Source organism: Pseudomonas salomonii, from assembly GCF_900107155.1.
GTDB lineage: Bacteria > Pseudomonadota > Gammaproteobacteria > Pseudomonadales > Pseudomonadaceae > Aquipseudomonas > Aquipseudomonas salomonii.
The window spans coordinates 154,201-171,413 of the sequence record NZ_FNOX01000012.1 but is presented as its reverse complement, the minus strand read 5'-3'; the positions used below and the strand labels follow the sequence as shown (position 1 = coordinate 171,413).

Sequence of the window (17,213 nt, the reverse complement as noted above, 5' to 3'; positions counted from 1 at the left end):
TCTCGAAGACGGCGTGTCAGTCGATGTATTCGTCAACTGGTACACCGCTTTCGCGAGCAAGCCCGCTCCCACAGGGGTTTTGCAGCGCCCTTTAGATCTTGCCGAGCATTTCCTTGGCTTCATCGCGCTGTTCTGCAGTGCCGCCGGTCAGCACCTCCTCCAGGATTTCCTTTGCACCATCCGTATCGCCCATGTCGATGTAGGCCTGAGCCAAGTCCAGCTTGGTGGCGACTTCGTCGGTACCGGAAAGGAAGTCGAATTCCGGCTCATCAGCACCCAACGCCGCATCTTCAGCGGTGAAGGAAGGCTCGATCGGCGGATGCTCCAGGCTCTGGGACAAGCGATCGAGTTCTGCGTTGACGTCATCGAGTTCCGAGGCGAAGGCATCCGGCTTGGCAGCGGCCGGGGCTTGTGGCTCATCGGCCAGAGACAGGTCGAAATCTTCCGGCAGGTCAAAATCGTCCAGCGCAGCAGGCGCCAGGGTCGGCGGCTCGACGGCCGGCACGTCCTTCATTTGATCTTCCAGGCCTGACAGGAAGTCGTCATCGGCCTGCGAAGACGGCGCCTCGAGTTGCAGATCAAGGTCGAAGTCCGACAGCTCATCCGGGCTGGTCTTGGCTTCGGTCTGCTGTTGCAGCACCGACTCAAAGCTCGGCGCGTCTTTCGGGCTGACCACCGCGGGTGACGCGGCTTCCAGGTCATCCAGGCTAAGGTCGAAGTCTGTGTCAAACGCTTCAGGCTCCGGGGCCGGCGCGGCGGGTTTGTCTTCGAGCAAGTCCTTGACGTACTGAGCATCCAGGGCCGCCGCTGCCACCGCAGCACTGACGCCCGCCGCCAACACAGCCATGGCCGGGAAGCGGTTTTTCAGCTGCTCGACCTGGGCATGGTTTTCACCATTGGCCACCAGTTGACGCTCCTGGGTGACGAAACCGTCCTTGTCGCCTTGCAGGCCATAGACTTCCATCAACTTCAGGCGCAGGTCGCTGCGCTTGGGTTCGCGTTTGATCGCCTGCTCCAGCACATCGGCGGCCTGGTTCAGGTGGCCACGGTCGATATGGGATTGCGCTTGCGCCAGTGCATCACTGGAGTTTACCGGGGCGACGGCAACGGCCAACGGCGCGAGTACGGAAGCGACCGATGGCACCACCACGGGCTCAGCAACAGCCGCCGGCGCGGGAGTGGCGGCCAATTTAACGTTCGGTGCTGCCACTTCAAGGCCTTCGAAGCTGTCCGCAGGCAGATCGTGATCCACATTTGGCGTAAATGCCGGCTCTTCGGCCAGCGCGCGCGCCATGCGCAGGTGCTTTTCCTCTTCGAGGCGCGCATTGCGATGGCGCGCCCACAGCAGCAGGAGCAACAACACCAGCAAGCCGGCCGCACCGCCGATCACACCGAGGACGATCGGGTTGGTCAGCAGCTCGTTGAACTTGCCTTCGCTGGTGGCTGGCGCGTCCTGCGCCTTGATTGGCTCGGGCGCGGGTGCTGCGGCAACGGGCGCAGCCTCAGCGGGTGCTGGCACAGGCGCAGGTTCAGTTGCCAATTGAGCCGGCATCGCCGCTGTCGCCGGTGCCGCAGGCTCCCCGTTACCGGCCTGCAACCTGGCGAGTTGATCGTTTTTCAGTTGAATGAGTTTTTGCAGCTTGTCCAGTTGGCTTTGCAGGTCGGCCGCACGGCTTTTGAGCTCTTCATTGTCGCGCCGGGTGGTGTCCAACTGCTCCTGGGTCATCGCCAGTTTGTCGCTCACCGCCCGGCTATCACCGGCCTTGCCCTTCGCGCCTTTTTTGGCCGACTCCGCCGACACCAGGCTCAAGTTGTCTTTGGCCGTGGTGCTCGACGGCGCATTGCCGGCCTGGGTGCGCTTGGTCGCGTCCAGCTGTTGCTTGCCCGCTACCGGGTTACTGGCTGTGCGACGGCCTTCGCGCCAGGCAGCATTTTGCGCAGTCACTTCGGCAATCGCCTCCGGCTGCGGCAAGCTGGTGGCTTGCTGGCGATCCGGCAGGCGCAGGACCTGGCCGGTTTTCAGGCGGTTGATGTTGCCGTCGACAAAGGCGTCAGGATTAAGCGCCTGAATGGCCAGCATGGTTTGCTGCACCGACGCACCGTTGCGGTTCTTTTCGGCAATTTCCCACAAGGTATCGTGAGAAGTCGTGGTGTGTTGAGCGGATTTGCTGGCCTTCGCTGTGGTGGGCGCCGTGCTGGCGGGCGCAGTGGTGGTCGGCGCGCTCAAACGCGGCGTGGGCGCGCTGGTGGCGGGCGCCGATTGCTCAAATTTGGCCGGGTCGAGCAAAACGCTGTAATCGCGCATGAGGCGGCCATTGGGCCACTTCACCTGCAGCAGGAAACGTACGTAGGAATCGGGCAGCGGTTTGCTGGAGGTGACGCGCACCACACTGCGGCCGCTGGGGTTGACCACCGGGGTAAACGTCAGGTCATTGAGGAACGCCCGGCGGTCCACGCCTGCATCGACAAACGCCTGGTCGGAGGCCAGGCTCGGGGTGATCTCGGCAGCCGTGAGGCCGCCCACGTCGAGCAATTCGATTTCCACCGACAACGGCTGGTTCAGCTGCGACTTGAGGGTCATCTCCCCAAGTTGCAGCGCCTGCGCCATACCGGAGGACAGCGCCGAGGCGGCCGCTATTGCTAACACCAGTTTGCGAACTTGAACCATAGCCTCATCCTTTGTCTGAACACTCCCCGGCCTGCGAGAAGGTTGGTAACCGCTGCCATAAGGCATGGCGAGCCGATAGGTTACCGACGCGCTTCTTTACCGCTTGGGACCAAGCATAGCGCCTGGCTAGAATCAATCTACAAATTGCCGCCAAGTATCTTTTACACAAGGCCTTTTATCAACAACTGCGCCAACTGTACGGCGTTGAGTGCCGCGCCCTTGCGTACGTTATCTGACGTCAGCCACAGATTTAGTTCCGCCGGGTCATCCACACCCGCACGCACACGGCCGACGTAGACCACATCCTGGCCGACCGCATCGCCCACCGCCGTGGGGTAATCGCCCTCTTCAACCAGCTCAATGCCCGGCGCCGCTTCCAATGCACGGTTCACCGCCGCCAGGTCGACCGGCGCGCCCAATTGCAGCGATACCGTCAGGCTATCGCCAAAAAATACCGGGGCTTGAACGCAGGTTGCAGAAATCTTCAGCAATGGAGTCTCCAGCACCGCGCGCAGTTCGTGTATGAGACGTTTCTCCAGAGCTGTATGACCTTTCGCATCTGGCGTACCGACTTGTGCCAAGAGGTTGAAGGCCATCTGCCGATCAAAGAACTGGGGTTCCAGCGGGCGCACGTTCAGCAGTTCGGCGGTCTGTCGCGCCAGCTCGCTGACGGCTTCACGGCCCTGGGCCGATACCGCCAGGTTGGCGGTGACGCTGACACGCTGGATCTCCAACAATTCACGCAACGGCGCCAGCACCACGGCCAGGTTGGTCGCCGATGGGCTTGGGCTGCTCAGTTGGAAGGGCTTTTTCAAACTGTCCAGGACATGGGCATTGGCTTCCGGCACCACATGAGGCGCCTGTTCAGCGGGCAAGGCGCCAGACAGGTCGATCACCGCGCAACCTGCAGCGGTGGCGCGCGGGGCGAAGCTCAAGGTAACGGCCGGGCCGGCCGCAAAGAAGGCGAGCTGCGCTTTTTTGAAATCGAATTCATCGACTTCCTTGACCCGCACGTTCTTGCCGCGAAACGGCACGGAGGCGCCGGCCGAATTGCTGCCCGCCAGCAGATAGAGGGTGCCCACCGGAAAATCCAGCTCTTCGAGAATCTGCACCAGGGTTTCACCGACGGTACCGGTGGCGCCGATCACGGCGATTTCAAAGGTCTGGGTCATGGGGGCTGCCTCGGGCATTGCGGGGGGAGCGGCACTTTACCGGCTGGTTCGGGGCGAGGCAATTAAGCTGGCCTTTGGTGTGTAGCTGGCTTGCCTGTGATGGCGGCCTCAAGGGCAAAAAAAAGCCCGCGCCTGTCACCAGAGCGCGGGTTTCTCTTACCGCTTCAAGCGATCAACGCTCGAGCAAGATCCGCAGCATGCGGCGCAACGGCTCGGCCGCGCCCCACAGCAGCTGGTCGCCAACGGTGAACGCGCCGAGGAACTGGCTGCCCATGTTCAGCTTGCGCAGACGGCCCACCGGTACATTCAGGGTGCCGGTGACCTTGGTCGGGCTCAGCTCCTGCATGCTGATGTCGCGGTTGTTCGGCACCAGCTTGACCCATGGGTTGTGCTGGCTGATCAGCCCTTCGATATCGGCGATCGGTACGTCTTTGTTCAGCTTGATGGTCAGCGCCTGGCTGTGGCAGCGCATGGCGCCGATGCGCACGCAGATGCCGTCCACCGGAATCGGGTTCTTGAAACGACCCAGAATCTTGTTGGTCTCGGCCTGGGCCTTCCACTCTTCGCGGCTCTGGCCGTTTGGCAGTTCCTTGTCGATCCACGGGATCAGGCTGCCGGCCAATGGCACACCGAAGTTTTCGGTCGGGTAAGCCTCGCTGCGCATGGCTTCGGCCACACGGCGGTCGATGTCGAGGATCGCGCTGGCAGGGTCGGCCAGTTGATCGGCGACAGCGGCGTGGGTGGCGCCCATTTGCTTGATCAGCTCGCGCATGTTCTGCGCGCCGGCGCCGGACGCCGCCTGATACGTCATGGCGCTCATCCACTCAACCAGGCCGGCTTCGAACAAGCCGCCCAAGCCCATCAGCATCAGGCTGACGGTGCAGTTGCCGCCGACGTAGTTCCTGGTGCCGGCATCCAGTTGCTGGTCGATGACCTTGCGGTTCACCGGGTCGAGGATGATCACCGCGTCGTCCTGCATGCGCAGGCTCGAGGCGGCGTCGATCCAGTAACCCTGCCAGCCGGCTTCACGCAGCTTGGGGAAAACTTCGCTGGTGTAGTCGCCACCCTGGCAGGTCAGAATCACGTCGAGGGTTTTCAGCTCTTCAATGCTGTAGGCGTCCTTGAGCGGGGCGATATCCTTGCCCACGGACGGCCCTTGGCCACCTACGTTCGAAGTGGTGAAAAACACCGGCTCAATAAGATCGAAATCCTGCTCTTCCAGCATCCGCTGCATGAGCACGGAACCGACCATACCGCGCCAACCGATCAGACCTACACGTTTCATCGCAACTACACCTTGTTAAAAAGTGGGCCGCCTTGCAGCAACAACTGCAAGCGGGCCGGAGAGATTACAGATTCCGCAGCGCGGCGACTACTGCGTCGCCCATTTCTTGCGTGCCGATTTTGCTGCAACCCTGTGACCAAATGTCACCGGTGCGCAAACCTTGATCCAGCACCAGGCTGACGGCCTTCTCGATGGCATCCGCCGCTTCGCTCAGGTTGAAGCTGTAACGCAGCATCATCGAGACCGACAAAATCGTCGCCAGCGGGTTGGCAATGCCTTGCCCGGCGATGTCCGGCGCCGAGCCGTGGCACGGCTCGTACATGCCTTTATTGTTGGTGTCCAGGGACGCCGACGGCAGCATGCCGATGGAGCCGGTGAGCATCGAGGCCTGGTCGGACAGGATGTCGCCGAACAGGTTGTCGGTAACGATCACGTCAAACTGCTTGGGCGCACGCACCAGTTGCATGGCAGCGTTGTCGACGTACATGTGGCTCAGCTCGACGTCCGGGTAGTCCTTGGCGACTTCCTCAACGATTTCGCGCCACAGTTGGCTGGAGGCCAGTACGTTGGCTTTATCCACCGAGCAGACCTTTTTGCCGCGCACCCGGGCCATGTCGAAACCGACACGGGCGATACGGCGGATTTCACTCTCGCTGTACGGCAGGGTGTCGTAGGCCTGACGCTCGCCATTTTCCAACTCGCGCACGCCCCGTGGCGAGCCGAAATAGATACCGCCGGTCAGTTCACGCACGATCAGGATGTCCAGGCCCGCCACCACTTCCGGCTTGAGGCTCGACGCGTCGGCCAGTTGCGGGTAGAGGATGGCCGGGCGCAGGTTGCCGAACAGGCCCAGTTGCGCGCGGATTTTCAGCAGGCCGCGCTCCGGGCGGATATCACGTTCGATCTTGTCCCATTTCGGGCCACCCACGGCGCCGAGCAGCACAGCATCGACCGCACGGGCGCGCTCCAGGGTTTCATCGGCCAGCGGCACGCCGTGCTTGTCGATGGCTGCGCCGCCGATCACATCGTGGCTCAGCTCAAAGCCCAGGTTGTACTTGCTGTTGGCCAGTTCCAGAACCTTGACCGCTTCGGCCATGATTTCCGGACCAATACCGTCGCCAGGGAGAATCAGAATCTGCTTGCTCATGCGTTCCTCATTTCATCAAGCGACCCGCCCGTGGGCAGGTCGGGAAAAATCAATCAGCGTTCAGCGAACACCACCAGCACGTCGGTGCTGAAGGTGCCGTCGGCTTGAATCTCGTAGTAATCGCGCACTTCCTGGCCCATTGCCTGTTGCAGCGCAAGGATCGCGGCGCGCAACACCTCTGGTGTGCGCATGCGCTCGACCCACGAGGTGTATTCCAGGCGCAGGCGCTGACGGCTGCTGGTGCGCACATGCAAGCCGGCTTCGCTGAGCTGTTGCATCCATTCGGCGGCGCAGTAATCGCGCACGTGGCTGGTGTCGCGCAGCACTTCGACGGTTTGCAGGTAAGTGTCCAACAGCGGGCTGCCCGGTGACAAGACGTCCACAAAGGCGGCCACGCCACCCGGTTTGAGCACCCGGCGCACTTCACGCAGCGCCAGGCCCAGGTCGCTCCAGTGGTGGGCCGAGTAGCGGCTGAACACGAAATCGAACTCGCCATCGGCGAATGGCAGGCGCTCGGCGGCACCGTGTACGGTGCGGATGTTGGCCAGATTGCGATCCAGCGCTGCACCCGCTACTACGTCGAGCATCTGTTGGGACAGGTCGTAGGCCACCACTTCTTTGACCAGCGGCGCTACATGGAAGCTCACATGACCGGCACCGCAGCCTAAATCCAGCAGTCGTGCAGCGCCCTGCCCGGCCAGTTCGGCCTGGAGCAGCGCGAATTCGGTGCCTTGGGCGTGCACGGCACTGCTCAGGTAGGCCGAGGCTTGCTCGCCGAATTGTTTTTGCACGACTTGGGTGTGGGCGGTGGTGGTCATGGTGGCTTTCCTTGGGTTTTGGGGTGGTTGTACGGGCGCTATCGCAGGCAAGCCAGCTCCCACAGTTGGAATGCATTCCAAGGTGGGAGTCGGGCTTGCCCGCGATGGGGCCGGCACGGTTACCGCCAATCAGGCGTCGCGAAACAACCAGGGCTGGCTCGCCCGGTGTTTGGCTTCAAACGCGGCAATCGCATCACCGTCCTGCAAGGTCAGGCCAATGTCGTCCAGGCCATTGATCAGGCAGTGCTTGCGGAACGCATCCACCTCAAAGTGATACACCTTGCCGTCCGGACGGGTCACGGTTTGCGCCGCCAGGTCAACGGTCAACTGGTAGCCCACATCGGCTTCCACCTGCTTGAACAACTCATCCACTTCGGCATCGCTCAAGATGATCGGCAGCAAGCCGTTCTTGAAGCTGTTGTTGAAGAAGATGTCGGCGTAGCTCGGCGCGATGATGCTGCGAAAGCCATATTCTTCCAGGGCCCACGGCGCATGTTCACGGCTGGAGCCGCAGCCGAAGTTCTCCCGCGCCAGCAATACACTGGCGCCCTGGTAGCGCTCGGCGTTGAGCACAAAATCCTTGTTCAGCGGGCGCTTGGAGTTGTCCTGGTAGGCGTAGCCCACGTCCAGGTAGCGCCACTCGTCGAACAGGTTTGGGCCGAAACCGGTGCGCTTGATCGACTTCAAGAACTGCTTGGGGATGATCTGGTCGGTGTCGACGTTGGCGCGATCCAAAGGGGCGACAAGGCCGGTGTGTTGGGTAAAAGCTCTCATCGGGTATTCCTCAGATCAATTCGCGAACGTCGATGAAACGACCGTTGACGGCAGCCGCAGCGGCCATGGCCGGGCTGACCAGGTGGGTACGGCCACCAGCGCCCTGACGCCCTTCGAAGTTACGGTTGGACGTGGACGCGCAATGCTCGCCCGACTCCAAACGATCCGGGTTCATCGCCAGGCACATCGAGCAGCCCGGCTCACGCCATTCAAAACCGGCTTCGAGGAAGATCTTGTCCAGGCCTTCGGCTTCAGCTTGAGCCTTCACCAGGCCTGAACCCGGCACCACGATGGCTTGCTTGATGGTCGAAGCCACTTTACGGCCCTTGGCGATCACCGCCGCAGCGCGCAGGTCTTCGATCCGCGAGTTGGTGCAGGAGCCGATAAACACGCGGTCCAGCTGGATGTCGGTGATCGCCTGGTTGGCCTTCAAGCCCATGTACTTCAGGGCGCGTTCGATGGAGCCACGCTTGACCAGGTCGGTTTCTTTAGCCGGGTCCGGCACGTTCTGGTCCACCGCCAGGACCATTTCCGGCGAGGTGCCCCAACTGACTTGCGGCTTGATCTGGGCCGCGTCGAGCTCGACCACGGTGTCGAACACCGCGTCGGCGTCGGAGACCAGGTCTTTCCAGGCCTCGACCGCAGCGTCCCAATCGGCGCCCGCCGGAGCAAATGGGCGACCTTTGACGTATTCAACGGTTTTTTCGTCCGCCGCCACCATGCCCACGCGGGCACCGGCTTCGATGGACATGTTGCAGATGGTCATGCGGCCTTCGATGGACAGGTCGCGAATCGCGCTGCCGGCAAACTCGATGGCGTGGCCATTACCGCCGGCGGTGCCGATCTTGCCGATCACGGCCAGCACGATGTCTTTGGCGGTCACGCCGAAGGGCAAGGTGCCTTCGACTTTGACCAACATATTTTTCATCTTTTTGGCGACCAGGCACTGGGTGGCGAACACATGTTCGACCTCCGAGGTGCCGATGCCATGGGCCAAAGCGCCGAATGCACCGTGGGTAGAGGTGTGGGAGTCGCCGCAGACCACGGTCATGCCCGGCAAGGTGGCGCCCTGCTCCGGGCCGATCACGTGGACGATGCCTTGACGCACGTCATTCATCTTGAATTCGGTGATGCCATATTCGTCGCAGTAGTCGTCGAGGGTCTGCACCTGAAGGCGCGACACGGTGTCGACAATGGCGTCGATCCCGCCTTTGCGTTCCGGGGTGGTCGGCACGTTGTGGTCCGGGGTGGCGATGATCGAGTCGACGCGCCAAGGCTTGCGCCCGGCCAGTCGCAGGCCTTCGAACGCTTGGGGCGAGGTCACTTCATGGATGATGTGACGGTCGATATAGATCAGCGACGAGCCATCGTCGCGCCGTTTCACTTCATGGGAATCCCAAAGCTTGTCGTAAAGCGTTTTGCCGGCCATCAGTCGGTCCTCATCACAGGTGCATCTATACGCCGGGCTTTTCAATAACCCTTTGGCTTGTGAGGCTGATGGTATGGCGCTACATTAAATAACTCAAATTCATATTTTTTATGCTTTGGATTACCAATTGGAATACCACCATGGACCTGGCCAACCTCAACGCCTTTATTGCCATCGCCGAGACCGGCAGCTTCTCCGGCGCCGGAGAACGCCTGCACCTGACACAGCCGGCGATCAGCAAACGCATCGCCGGGCTGGAGCAGCAACTAAAGGTGCGCCTGTTCGATCGCCTGGGCCGTGAAGTCGGCCTGACCGAGGCCGGACGCGCCCTGCTGCCGCGCGCTTATCAGATTCTGAATGTACTGGACGATACGCGCCGCGCGCTGACCAACCTGACCGGCGAAGTCAGCGGACGGCTGACATTGGCCACCAGCCATCACATCGGCCTGCACCGCCTGCCGCCGATTCTGCGCACCTTTACCCGGCAATATCCCAATGTGGCACTGGATATTCAGTTCCTTGATTCGGAAGTGGCCTACGAAGAAATCCTCCACGGCCGCGCCGAAGTGGCGGTCATCACCCTGGCGCCTGAACCGCACAACCTGGTGCGCGCCACGCCGGTGTGGGACGACCCGCTGGATTTTGTGGTGGCGCCGGAACACAGCTTGACCGGCAACGGCACGGTCAGCCTGGCCGACATTGCCAAACACCCGGCGGTTTTTCCCGGCGGCAACACCTTCACCCACCATATCGTCAGCCGACTGTTCGAAGCGCAAGGCCTTACGCCCAACATTGCGATGAGCACCAACTACCTGGAAACCATCAAGATGATGGTCTCCATCGGCCTGGCCTGGAGCGTGTTGCCGCGCACCATGCTCGATGATCAGGTGGCAAGCATCGCTTTGCCGGGCATACAGCTCAGTCGCCAGCTAGGCTATATCGTGCACACCGAAAGGACGCTGTCGAACGCTGCGCGGGCTTTCATGAGCCTATTGGATGCACAGGTCGATCTGCCAGGGACACCGGCATGAAGCTGTGCGGCCCATAAAGCCTGAATAGAACCGCGCCGAACGCCCATTGAGCCAAGGCCCTTTGATAATGCGCAACCCCCTCGATTCCGTGCCGCCCCTGCCGCGCATTTACGCCTTGGACCCTCAAGAGGCGGAACAAAGCTGGGAAAGCGCCCCGCAATTGCTGGCGGCCCTCAATGCTGCCCGCCTTGGCGCGTGGTGCTGGGAAATCGACACCGGCAGGATCAGTTGGTCACGCGGCACCCAGGCGCTGTTCGGCTACGACCCTCGGCAACCACTGCCCAAAGACCTGGACTACCTGGACCTGCTGGCGCCCCAGGACCGCGCCCGAGTGGTGCGCGCGTTTCATGCGGTGCTGGCCGGCGAGCCGTTCGAGCAGGCCATGCACCACCATATCCAATGGCCGGATGGCAGCCATCACTGGCTGGAAATCAACGGCAGCCTGGCGCCGGACAAAGCCGGCCGACGCCGCATGATCGGGGTGATTCGCGAAACCACCCGCCAGCGCGAGCGCGAACACGCCCTCATGCAATCGGAAAAACGCTTCGCTACGCTGTTTCACCTGTGCCCCAACATGGTGCTGCTCACCCGCCAGTCCGACGGCCGCATCAGCGAGGCCAACCAGTATTTCGAGATCCACTTTGGCTGGCCCGTGGCCGAGGCCATCGGCCGCACCACCCTGGAACTGGGGCTGTGGCGCCACCCCGAGGAGCGCGCGCTGCTGGTCAAGGCCACTCAGCGCAAGGGCGAACCGATCACCATGGACGTGCAGTTCTGCGCCAGCAACGGGCAAATTCACGATGGCACCCTGAGTGCACAAAAGGTCGAGCTTGAAGGCGAGGCTTACCTGATCAGCACCTTCCTCGACACCACCGACCGCAAGAACGCCGAGCAGGCCCTCAAGGACAGCCAGGAGCGCCTCGACCTGGCCCTGGATTCGGCGCAACTGGGCACCTGGGACTGGCACATTCCCACCGGCATGCTCTACGGCTCGGCCCGCGCCGCCCAGTTGCACGGCCTGCCGCCCGAGCCTTTCCACGAATCCTTCGACGCGTTTTTTGAAGGCATGTCCGATGCCGACCGCGAGGGCATGCGCAACGCCTACCGCAGCCTGCGCGAAGGCCCGGACGGTAACTACCAGTTGACCTACCGTGTGGAAATGGAAGATGGCAGCCCGCGCTACCTGGAAAGCCGCGCACGCCTGTATCGCGATGACGCCGGCAAGCCGCTGCGCATGGCCGGCACCTTGCTCGATATCACCGACCAGGTTGAACGCGAACAACGCCTGACCGCCTCCGAAGAAAAATTCGCCAGCCTGTTTCAGGCCAGCCCTGACCCGATCTGCGTAACCTGCCTGGACAGCGGCGTGTTTATCGAGATCAACCCGGCCTTTACCCAGACCTTCGGCTGGACAGCCGCCGACGTCATCGGCAACAGCGCCGAGCAGATCGGTCTGTGGGACGATTCGAGCCAGCGCCTGCAACGCATTGAGCAGGTGATTCGCGAACAGTCGTTGAGCAATGTGGCTCTGGTGGTACATCACCAGAACGGCCACAGCCTGACCTGCGTGATTTCCAGCCGGTTGATCAAGGTCGGCGATCAGCCGTGCATCGTCACCACACTGCGCGATATCACCCAGCAACAGCGCTCGGAGGCTGCGCTCAAAGCCAGTGAGGAGAAATTCGCCAAGGCTTTTCACTCCAGCCCCGATGCGATTTCCATCACCGAACGCGACACCGGCCGTTATGTTGAGGTCAACGACGGCTTTTGCCGCCTGACCGGCTACCGCGCCGAAGAGGCCATCGGCCTCACGCTCTACCAGATCGGCATCTGGGCCGATGAAAACCAGCGCGCGGCGTTGTTGGCCGAACTGCAGATCAAGGGCCGCATTCATCACCTGGAAATGCTCTGGCACAACAAGCGCGGCGACGTGTTGGCGGTGGAGGTCTCGGTGGAACCCATCACCCTCAATGAAACCCCGTGCCTGCTGTTGACTGCACGGGATGTGAGCCTGCTGAAAAACGCCCAGGCGCAGATTCGTCACCTGGCCTATCACGACCCACTGACCAACCTGCCCAACCGCGCGCTGCTGATGGACCGTCTGAGCCAGCAGATCGCCTTGCTCAAACGCCACAACCTGCGTGGCGCGTTGCTGTTCCTCGACCTTGACCACTTCAAACACATTAACGACTCCCTCGGTCACCCGGTGGGCGACACCGTGCTGAAAATAGTCACGGCGCGACTGGAAGCCAGCGTGCGCCTGGAAGACACCGTGGCGCGCCTGGGCGGTGATGAGTTCGTGGTGTTGCTCAGTGGACTGGAGGGCACACGTGCAGAGGTCGGCAGCCAGGTGCACCTATTGGCCGACACGCTGCGCGAACTGCTGTCGGAGCCGATGTTCCTCGATGGCCACCGCCTGCAAGTCACGCCGAGCATTGGGGTGGCGCTGATTCCCGATCATGGTTCCACGCCCGCCGACCTGCTCAAGCGCGCCGACATTGCGCTGTATCGCGCCAAAGACTCGGGGCGCAACACCACGCAAATGTTCCACAACAGCATGCAGAAAACCGCCAGCGAGCGCCTGCGCATGGAGACCGACCTGCGCCTGGCGCTGTCACGCGGTGAATTCAGCGTGCACTACCAGCCTCAAGTGGATGCACGCGGCAATAAAATTGTCGGCGCCGAGGCGCTGGTGCGCTGGGAGCACCCACAATTGGGCGCGCAGTCACCCACCGAATTTATCAAGGTCCTGGAAGACAGCGGCCTGATCCTGGAGGTCGGCACCTGGATCCTCGATGAAGCTTGCGGCGCCTTTGCGCAGCTGATTGCCGAGGGCCTGGTAGACCCGCTTAATTTCAGCCTGTGCGTGAATATCAGCCCCCGTCAGTTTCGCCAGAACGACTTTGTGGAACGGGTAGAACACAGCCTCAACCAACATCATCTGCCCTGCAGCCTGTTAAAGCTGGAGATCACCGAAGGCATCGTCATCCAGAACCTGGATGACACCGTGGCGAAGATGCGCCGCCTGAAAAAGCTCGGCGTGAGCTTTGCCATGGATGACTTCGGCACCGGCTATTCGTCGTTGACCTACCTCAAGCGCTTGCCGGTGGATGCGCTGAAGATCGACCAGTCCTTTGTGCGCGATGCCACCCATGACCCCAACGATGCGGAAATCATCCGCGCCATTGTGGCCATGGCCCGCAGCCTCAACCTGGAGGTGATCGCCGAGGGCGTGGAAACCCAGGAACAACTGGCGTTCCTGCAAAAGCTGGGGTGTCATTTATTCCAGGGGTATTTGCACAGTCGGCCGCTGCCGATCGAGGCGTTCAGGCTGTTACTGGTTCAACCGCCTTCAGGCGGTTTACACCAGCTTTAACGCATGAGCGCCTTGCTCCCAACCCGAACCGGCCAATTTCATTTTTGACCCATAAAAATCGATCACCCCATTAAAAACGCCTACGGAGTGGCCATGATTGGCAAGGGTGCCCGGAACGCCACTGGCCAATTCCTCGGCAGTGCTGCCACGGGTGAAGGCGTACAAGCCCAGACGCCGCAGTGCTTCGCCGGGGGTTTCCTTATCATTGAGCGTCCCCATAGCGGCCGCAAAACTGGCTTGGGCCCGAAACTCGTGATTTTCCATTTGTGCCCGCTTGGCACTCACGGCAAACAAGAAAATCGCGTCGTGTAAAAGGCCCCTATCTTCACCGAAGAAGTGCGAACCTTTTTGCGCCTGTTTCAACTCATCGTAGGTCAGTTGCACGGTGCATGAATCACGCATGGTCACGGTGTAACCTTCAGGTGTCTCAATGACGTGCTTGTAAATGCCCTGGGGGTTTTGACCGTACTTCATCATCGCGGCCTTGATCGCCGAGACCGTGACGCAATTGAGTTCGGAACCCTGGTAAAACCCACTCCAGATATTGTCGGGCTTGTCGCCCACCGGGCGATTGGAGAGGTTGGAAAGGGTGCTGTTCCGTTCTGCCGAGGCGGTGTGCGGCGCCTGCATGGCAAGCATATAGCCGTAATCTTTAACAACAGGCTGTTGCTTGCCGAGTTGGTGCTTGATGCCATCCAGTACGAGCTCACCGGCAAAACTGTCCAAAACCGCAACGGTGCCTTTTTTCTGCATCTTTTCAGGCTCGACAATGCGCAAGAAACCGATCATCCCCATGCCTTTCAATATCCGGTAGACCGTGTCATTAAGCATGACCCCGGATAGCGCGGCCTCAAAGTGCCCAGGGGTATCAGCGCCCGTACTGATCAGCTGCACACGTTTCACATAGGCCGCCAACATGAAGTTGGCGTCCATCACCGCACCGCTGTCACTTCCGGAAAACCGCGAGACCCCGGCCGTGCGACGCAATTCTTCTTTGGAAAGATGTAAAGAAAAGCCGTCCTTCATCGTGATGTCATAGCCATCTGCGGCTGCCACGACCTTGTCGAACACATCCAAAGGACGCTGGCCAAACCTCATCATCATCATTTTGATCACGGACGCATGCCGACGGGTGTCGCCCTCACCGAACCGTCGTTCTGCGACGTCAAAACTTCTTACTGTATCGTCCGGTGTCCGACCCACTGGCCAAGCATCGATGTCGGGAGTCGAATTGATCACTGGTTGCACGCCACGGACGGATGGCCTCTGGGGCTGGATCCTGACATTCACAGCGGGCGCATGACTCTGCGCATCAACGGATGCCTTGTCGTTAACCAGTACGTAAACATAGGGACGATCAACAGCTCGCATGTGCCCATATTCATGGCTGACACCCTCATACACCAAGCCTGCGCCAAATGTATGGGTTTCCATGACTCCGACGCCGCCGCTGCTTACCAACTGCGCCGAGGGTACCTGGCGTAAATAGCCGGCCATACCCAAGCCTTTAAGTAGATTGTAGGTCGTCTCACCACGCAAAGAGTTCGACAACACACGCTCAAACCCCTGGCTGTTACCCGCCTGCGCCCCCAAAAGTTGTTTACGTTTAACAAAAACAGCCAATGCAAAGTTCGCATCACTGATCACGGCCATGTCATTGCCCACAAACTTTGAGTGGGCAGCTGTTTGCCGTAACTCGAGCTCAGAGACTTGCACTGTATTGCCATCTCTAAGCGTGACCTCATACCCCTGCCCCGCACGCTTGACCTGCACAAACAAGTCCGCAGGGCGGTGGCCAAACGTGACCATCATCATTTTGATGACCGCCGCGTGAGCACTGGCATCATAATTCTCACCAAAGCGTCTTGGAGGGGCATTGAATGCGTTGACAACATCCCGCAATTTTACGTCTGCGGAGTTTGCTATCGGCCCTGTAAAAGGCAGGACAGGTACGCGTGTTGTAAGAGTAGAGAGATTGCGTTTGGCGATGTCCACACAGATGACTCCCGCAGCCTGTCAATCAATACACTTTAAAAAGAGCATTGAGTAATCAGTTGATATAAATTGAAAGTTGCCGCCAACGCTGATCTTTTATTGCCCGATCATTTGGCGCCGAGCAGTGGCCAGGCGTTGACAGCAAGGAGTGCGCTTGAGTGCCACAGCCTCTCCTCGCCGAGGCGCAGCCCCCGGACGCCCCCAGAGTTCTTCATGGCCATTGATGACCGCGACCGAGTGCCCCCCTCGATTACTCACGCCCAAGCGACCTTCTGCAAGTTCACGCACGCTGACGTTTTTCATATAGTGGCTCAACCCTAACCGCAGAAAACCCTCGCCAGGTTTTTCCTCGTCCTCACCATCATTCAAACTCTCCACACCCGCTTCAAAGCTCTCACCCGCGGTTGAGTCATTGTTTTCCTCGTGTGCACGCTTGGCACTGACGGCAAACAAAAAGTGCGCATCCTTGAGCATGCCCTTATCGGCGCCGATGAACTGCGAAGCACGCGAGGCGACTGCCAACTCCCGGTCGGTTAATGTGAGCGTGTAATTGTCGCGCATCGTTACTCGGTAACCGCCGTCCAGCCGCCTGACTTCGCGGTATATGTCTGTCGGGCTTTGACCGAACTTGTGCATGGCCGCCTTGATAGTCGCTACCGTGGCACAGTTACCGCCCGGCCCCTGACGGAAGCCACTCCAAATATTCAAAGGCTTTGCGCCATTACGCTTATTGGACAGGCCCGGGATATACCCTCTGCGCGACCCTGCAGGCTCGCAAGCCGCCACGGGTGCCGAGACAGCTGGCGCGGCCCGCCTCACCTGCGGGGCGTTCACCCGGGGTTGCGGGGGCACATCGGCAGAGGCCTTGGCCTTTTGCCGGTAGGGAACACTGGCCAACCGCGCCAAGAATGCGGCAACCCTGCGCTCCAGGCTGTCAGCCCTTTGGTGCCCAGGCCTGGCACTGAGCACCAGCACCGGGCTCGGCTGCGAACCGGCATGCCTTGGCGCGTTAAAGGGCGCCCGCTCTTGGGGCGCGTCTTGCAAATCCATGCCTGGCAGCTGACGCACACCTGGGTAACCGATGTTATCAATTCGGTAATACATCATGACTTGCTCCACGTTTTCTAACGTTTCCCCGAACCTTGGGGCCGGGGAAACGTGACGTTATCGGCGAAGTTAAAACACCCTGGCGGGTGTCAATTCCTCAGCCGGGAGCGGCTGGAGAAACCTTGGTTCCAACGATCACTCTCATTTTCAGCAGGACCTGGACTGGTCACGCCACGCTTGGTCCGGGGGTTTACCTGCGAGGTCGTCTCGCGCGAGCCGGAGGTGTCAGACTCGGCGACTTCATCACCGCTGCGGCGCGGACCGGTAAGGTGATCGGAATCATGCTCACCGTCCTTGCCATCAGTCTTGGTCGACTCGAGATGACCGTCCTTAGCCTCAGTAACGAGCCTGGCGTCCTCGCCGTCAGTCTTGGCCACCTCGACAGGACTGTCCTTAGCCTCAGTAACGAGC

12 protein-coding genes are annotated in these 17,213 nt (G+C 60.7%); 2 read left to right on the top strand and 10 right to left on the bottom strand.

Features of this window, described 5'->3' with window-relative positions:
* Positions 1-91 precede the first annotated feature (91 nt).
* From BLV67_RS25380 to leuC, 7 genes are all read right to left on the bottom strand, one after another.
* Positions 92-2,668 (bottom strand): FimV/HubP family polar landmark protein, encoded by a 2,577-nt coding sequence (locus tag BLV67_RS25380; RefSeq protein WP_069786617.1) that lies wholly within the window; start codon positions 2,666-2,668, stop codon positions 92-94.
* Between the two features lie 161 nt (positions 2,669-2,829).
* Entirely contained in the window at positions 2,830-3,840 is a 1,011-nt protein-coding gene (locus tag BLV67_RS25375; RefSeq protein WP_065911774.1) for an aspartate-semialdehyde dehydrogenase, read from the bottom strand.
* Positions 3,841-4,012: 172 nt separating this feature from the next.
* A complete protein-coding gene (gene asd, locus BLV67_RS25370) occupies positions 4,013-5,125 on the bottom strand; it encodes an aspartate-semialdehyde dehydrogenase (protein ID WP_069786616.1) in 1,113 nt (370 codons plus the stop codon).
* Between the two features lie 64 nt (positions 5,126-5,189).
* The gene (gene leuB, locus BLV67_RS25365; protein ID WP_069786615.1) at positions 5,190-6,272 is read right to left on the bottom strand and encodes a 3-isopropylmalate dehydrogenase; all 1,083 of its coding nucleotides are present in this window, start codon (positions 6,270-6,272) and stop codon (positions 5,190-5,192) included.
* Between the two features lie 53 nt (positions 6,273-6,325).
* Positions 6,326-7,090, bottom strand: a complete 765-nt coding sequence (locus BLV67_RS25360) for a class I SAM-dependent methyltransferase (RefSeq protein WP_069786614.1) — start codon at positions 7,088-7,090, stop codon at positions 6,326-6,328.
* Positions 7,091-7,219: 129 nt separating this feature from the next.
* Entirely contained in the window at positions 7,220-7,864 is a 645-nt protein-coding gene (leuD, locus tag BLV67_RS25355; protein WP_003234333.1) for a 3-isopropylmalate dehydratase small subunit, read from the bottom strand.
* Positions 7,865-7,874: 10 nt separating this feature from the next.
* Positions 7,875-9,293, bottom strand: a complete 1,419-nt coding sequence (leuC, locus tag BLV67_RS25350; RefSeq protein WP_065911766.1) for a 3-isopropylmalate dehydratase large subunit — start codon at positions 9,291-9,293, stop codon at positions 7,875-7,877.
* 140 nt (positions 9,294-9,433) lie between these two features.
* On the opposite strand from leuC, the gene BLV67_RS25345 reads away from it, so the two are divergent.
* On the top strand, positions 9,434-10,324 hold the full coding sequence (locus BLV67_RS25345; protein ID WP_058419748.1) for a LysR family transcriptional regulator: 891 nt from the start codon (positions 9,434-9,436) through the stop codon (positions 10,322-10,324).
* Positions 10,325-10,391: 67 nt separating this feature from the next.
* Positions 10,392-13,700 carry an EAL domain-containing protein gene (locus BLV67_RS25340; protein ID WP_065911764.1) on the top strand — a complete coding sequence of 1,103 codons (3,309 nt, stop codon included), beginning with the start codon at positions 10,392-10,394 and terminating at the stop codon, positions 13,698-13,700.
* Here the strand turns inward: BLV67_RS25340 and BLV67_RS25335 are convergent.
* The 3 genes from BLV67_RS25335 to BLV67_RS33165 all read right to left on the bottom strand — a co-directional run.
* Positions 13,686-15,695 (bottom strand): hypothetical protein, encoded by a 2,010-nt coding sequence (locus tag BLV67_RS25335; protein ID WP_069786613.1) that lies wholly within the window; start codon positions 15,693-15,695, stop codon positions 13,686-13,688. The two genes, BLV67_RS25340 and BLV67_RS25335, sit on opposite strands and share 15 nt — an antisense overlap.
* A gap of 96 nt (positions 15,696-15,791) precedes the next feature.
* Positions 15,792-16,331, bottom strand: coding sequence for a hypothetical protein (locus tag BLV67_RS25330; protein WP_341865595.1), 540 nt, complete (start codon positions 16,329-16,331; stop codon positions 15,792-15,794).
* 560 nt (positions 16,332-16,891) lie between these two features.
* A partial coding sequence (locus BLV67_RS33165; protein ID WP_208604504.1) for a hypothetical protein occupies positions 16,892-17,213 on the bottom strand: 322 nt, incomplete at its 5' end.

Coding starts and splice junctions, on each gene's coding strand:
- BLV67_RS25330 (WP_341865595.1), bottom strand. CDS start 16,331: ATGCACAAGTTCGGTCAAAGCCCGACAGACATATACCGCGAAGTCAGG.
- leuD (WP_003234333.1), bottom strand. CDS start 7,864: ATGAGAGCTTTTACCCAACACACCGGCCTTGTCGCCCCTTTGGATCGC.
- BLV67_RS25380 (WP_069786617.1), bottom strand. CDS start 2,668: ATGGTTCAAGTTCGCAAACTGGTGTTAGCAATAGCGGCCGCCTCGGCG.
- asd (WP_069786616.1), bottom strand. CDS start 5,125: ATGAAACGTGTAGGTCTGATCGGTTGGCGCGGTATGGTCGGTTCCGTG.
- leuB (WP_069786615.1), bottom strand. CDS start 6,272: ATGAGCAAGCAGATTCTGATTCTCCCTGGCGACGGTATTGGTCCGGAA.
- BLV67_RS25345 (WP_058419748.1), top strand. CDS start 9,434: ATGGACCTGGCCAACCTCAACGCCTTTATTGCCATCGCCGAGACCGGC.
- BLV67_RS25375 (WP_065911774.1), bottom strand. CDS start 3,840: ATGACCCAGACCTTTGAAATCGCCGTGATCGGCGCCACCGGTACCGTC.
- leuC (WP_065911766.1), bottom strand. CDS start 9,293: ATGGCCGGCAAAACGCTTTACGACAAGCTTTGGGATTCCCATGAAGTG.
- BLV67_RS25340 (WP_065911764.1), top strand. CDS start 10,392: ATGCGCAACCCCCTCGATTCCGTGCCGCCCCTGCCGCGCATTTACGCC.
- BLV67_RS25360 (WP_069786614.1), bottom strand. CDS start 7,090: ATGACCACCACCGCCCACACCCAAGTCGTGCAAAAACAATTCGGCGAG.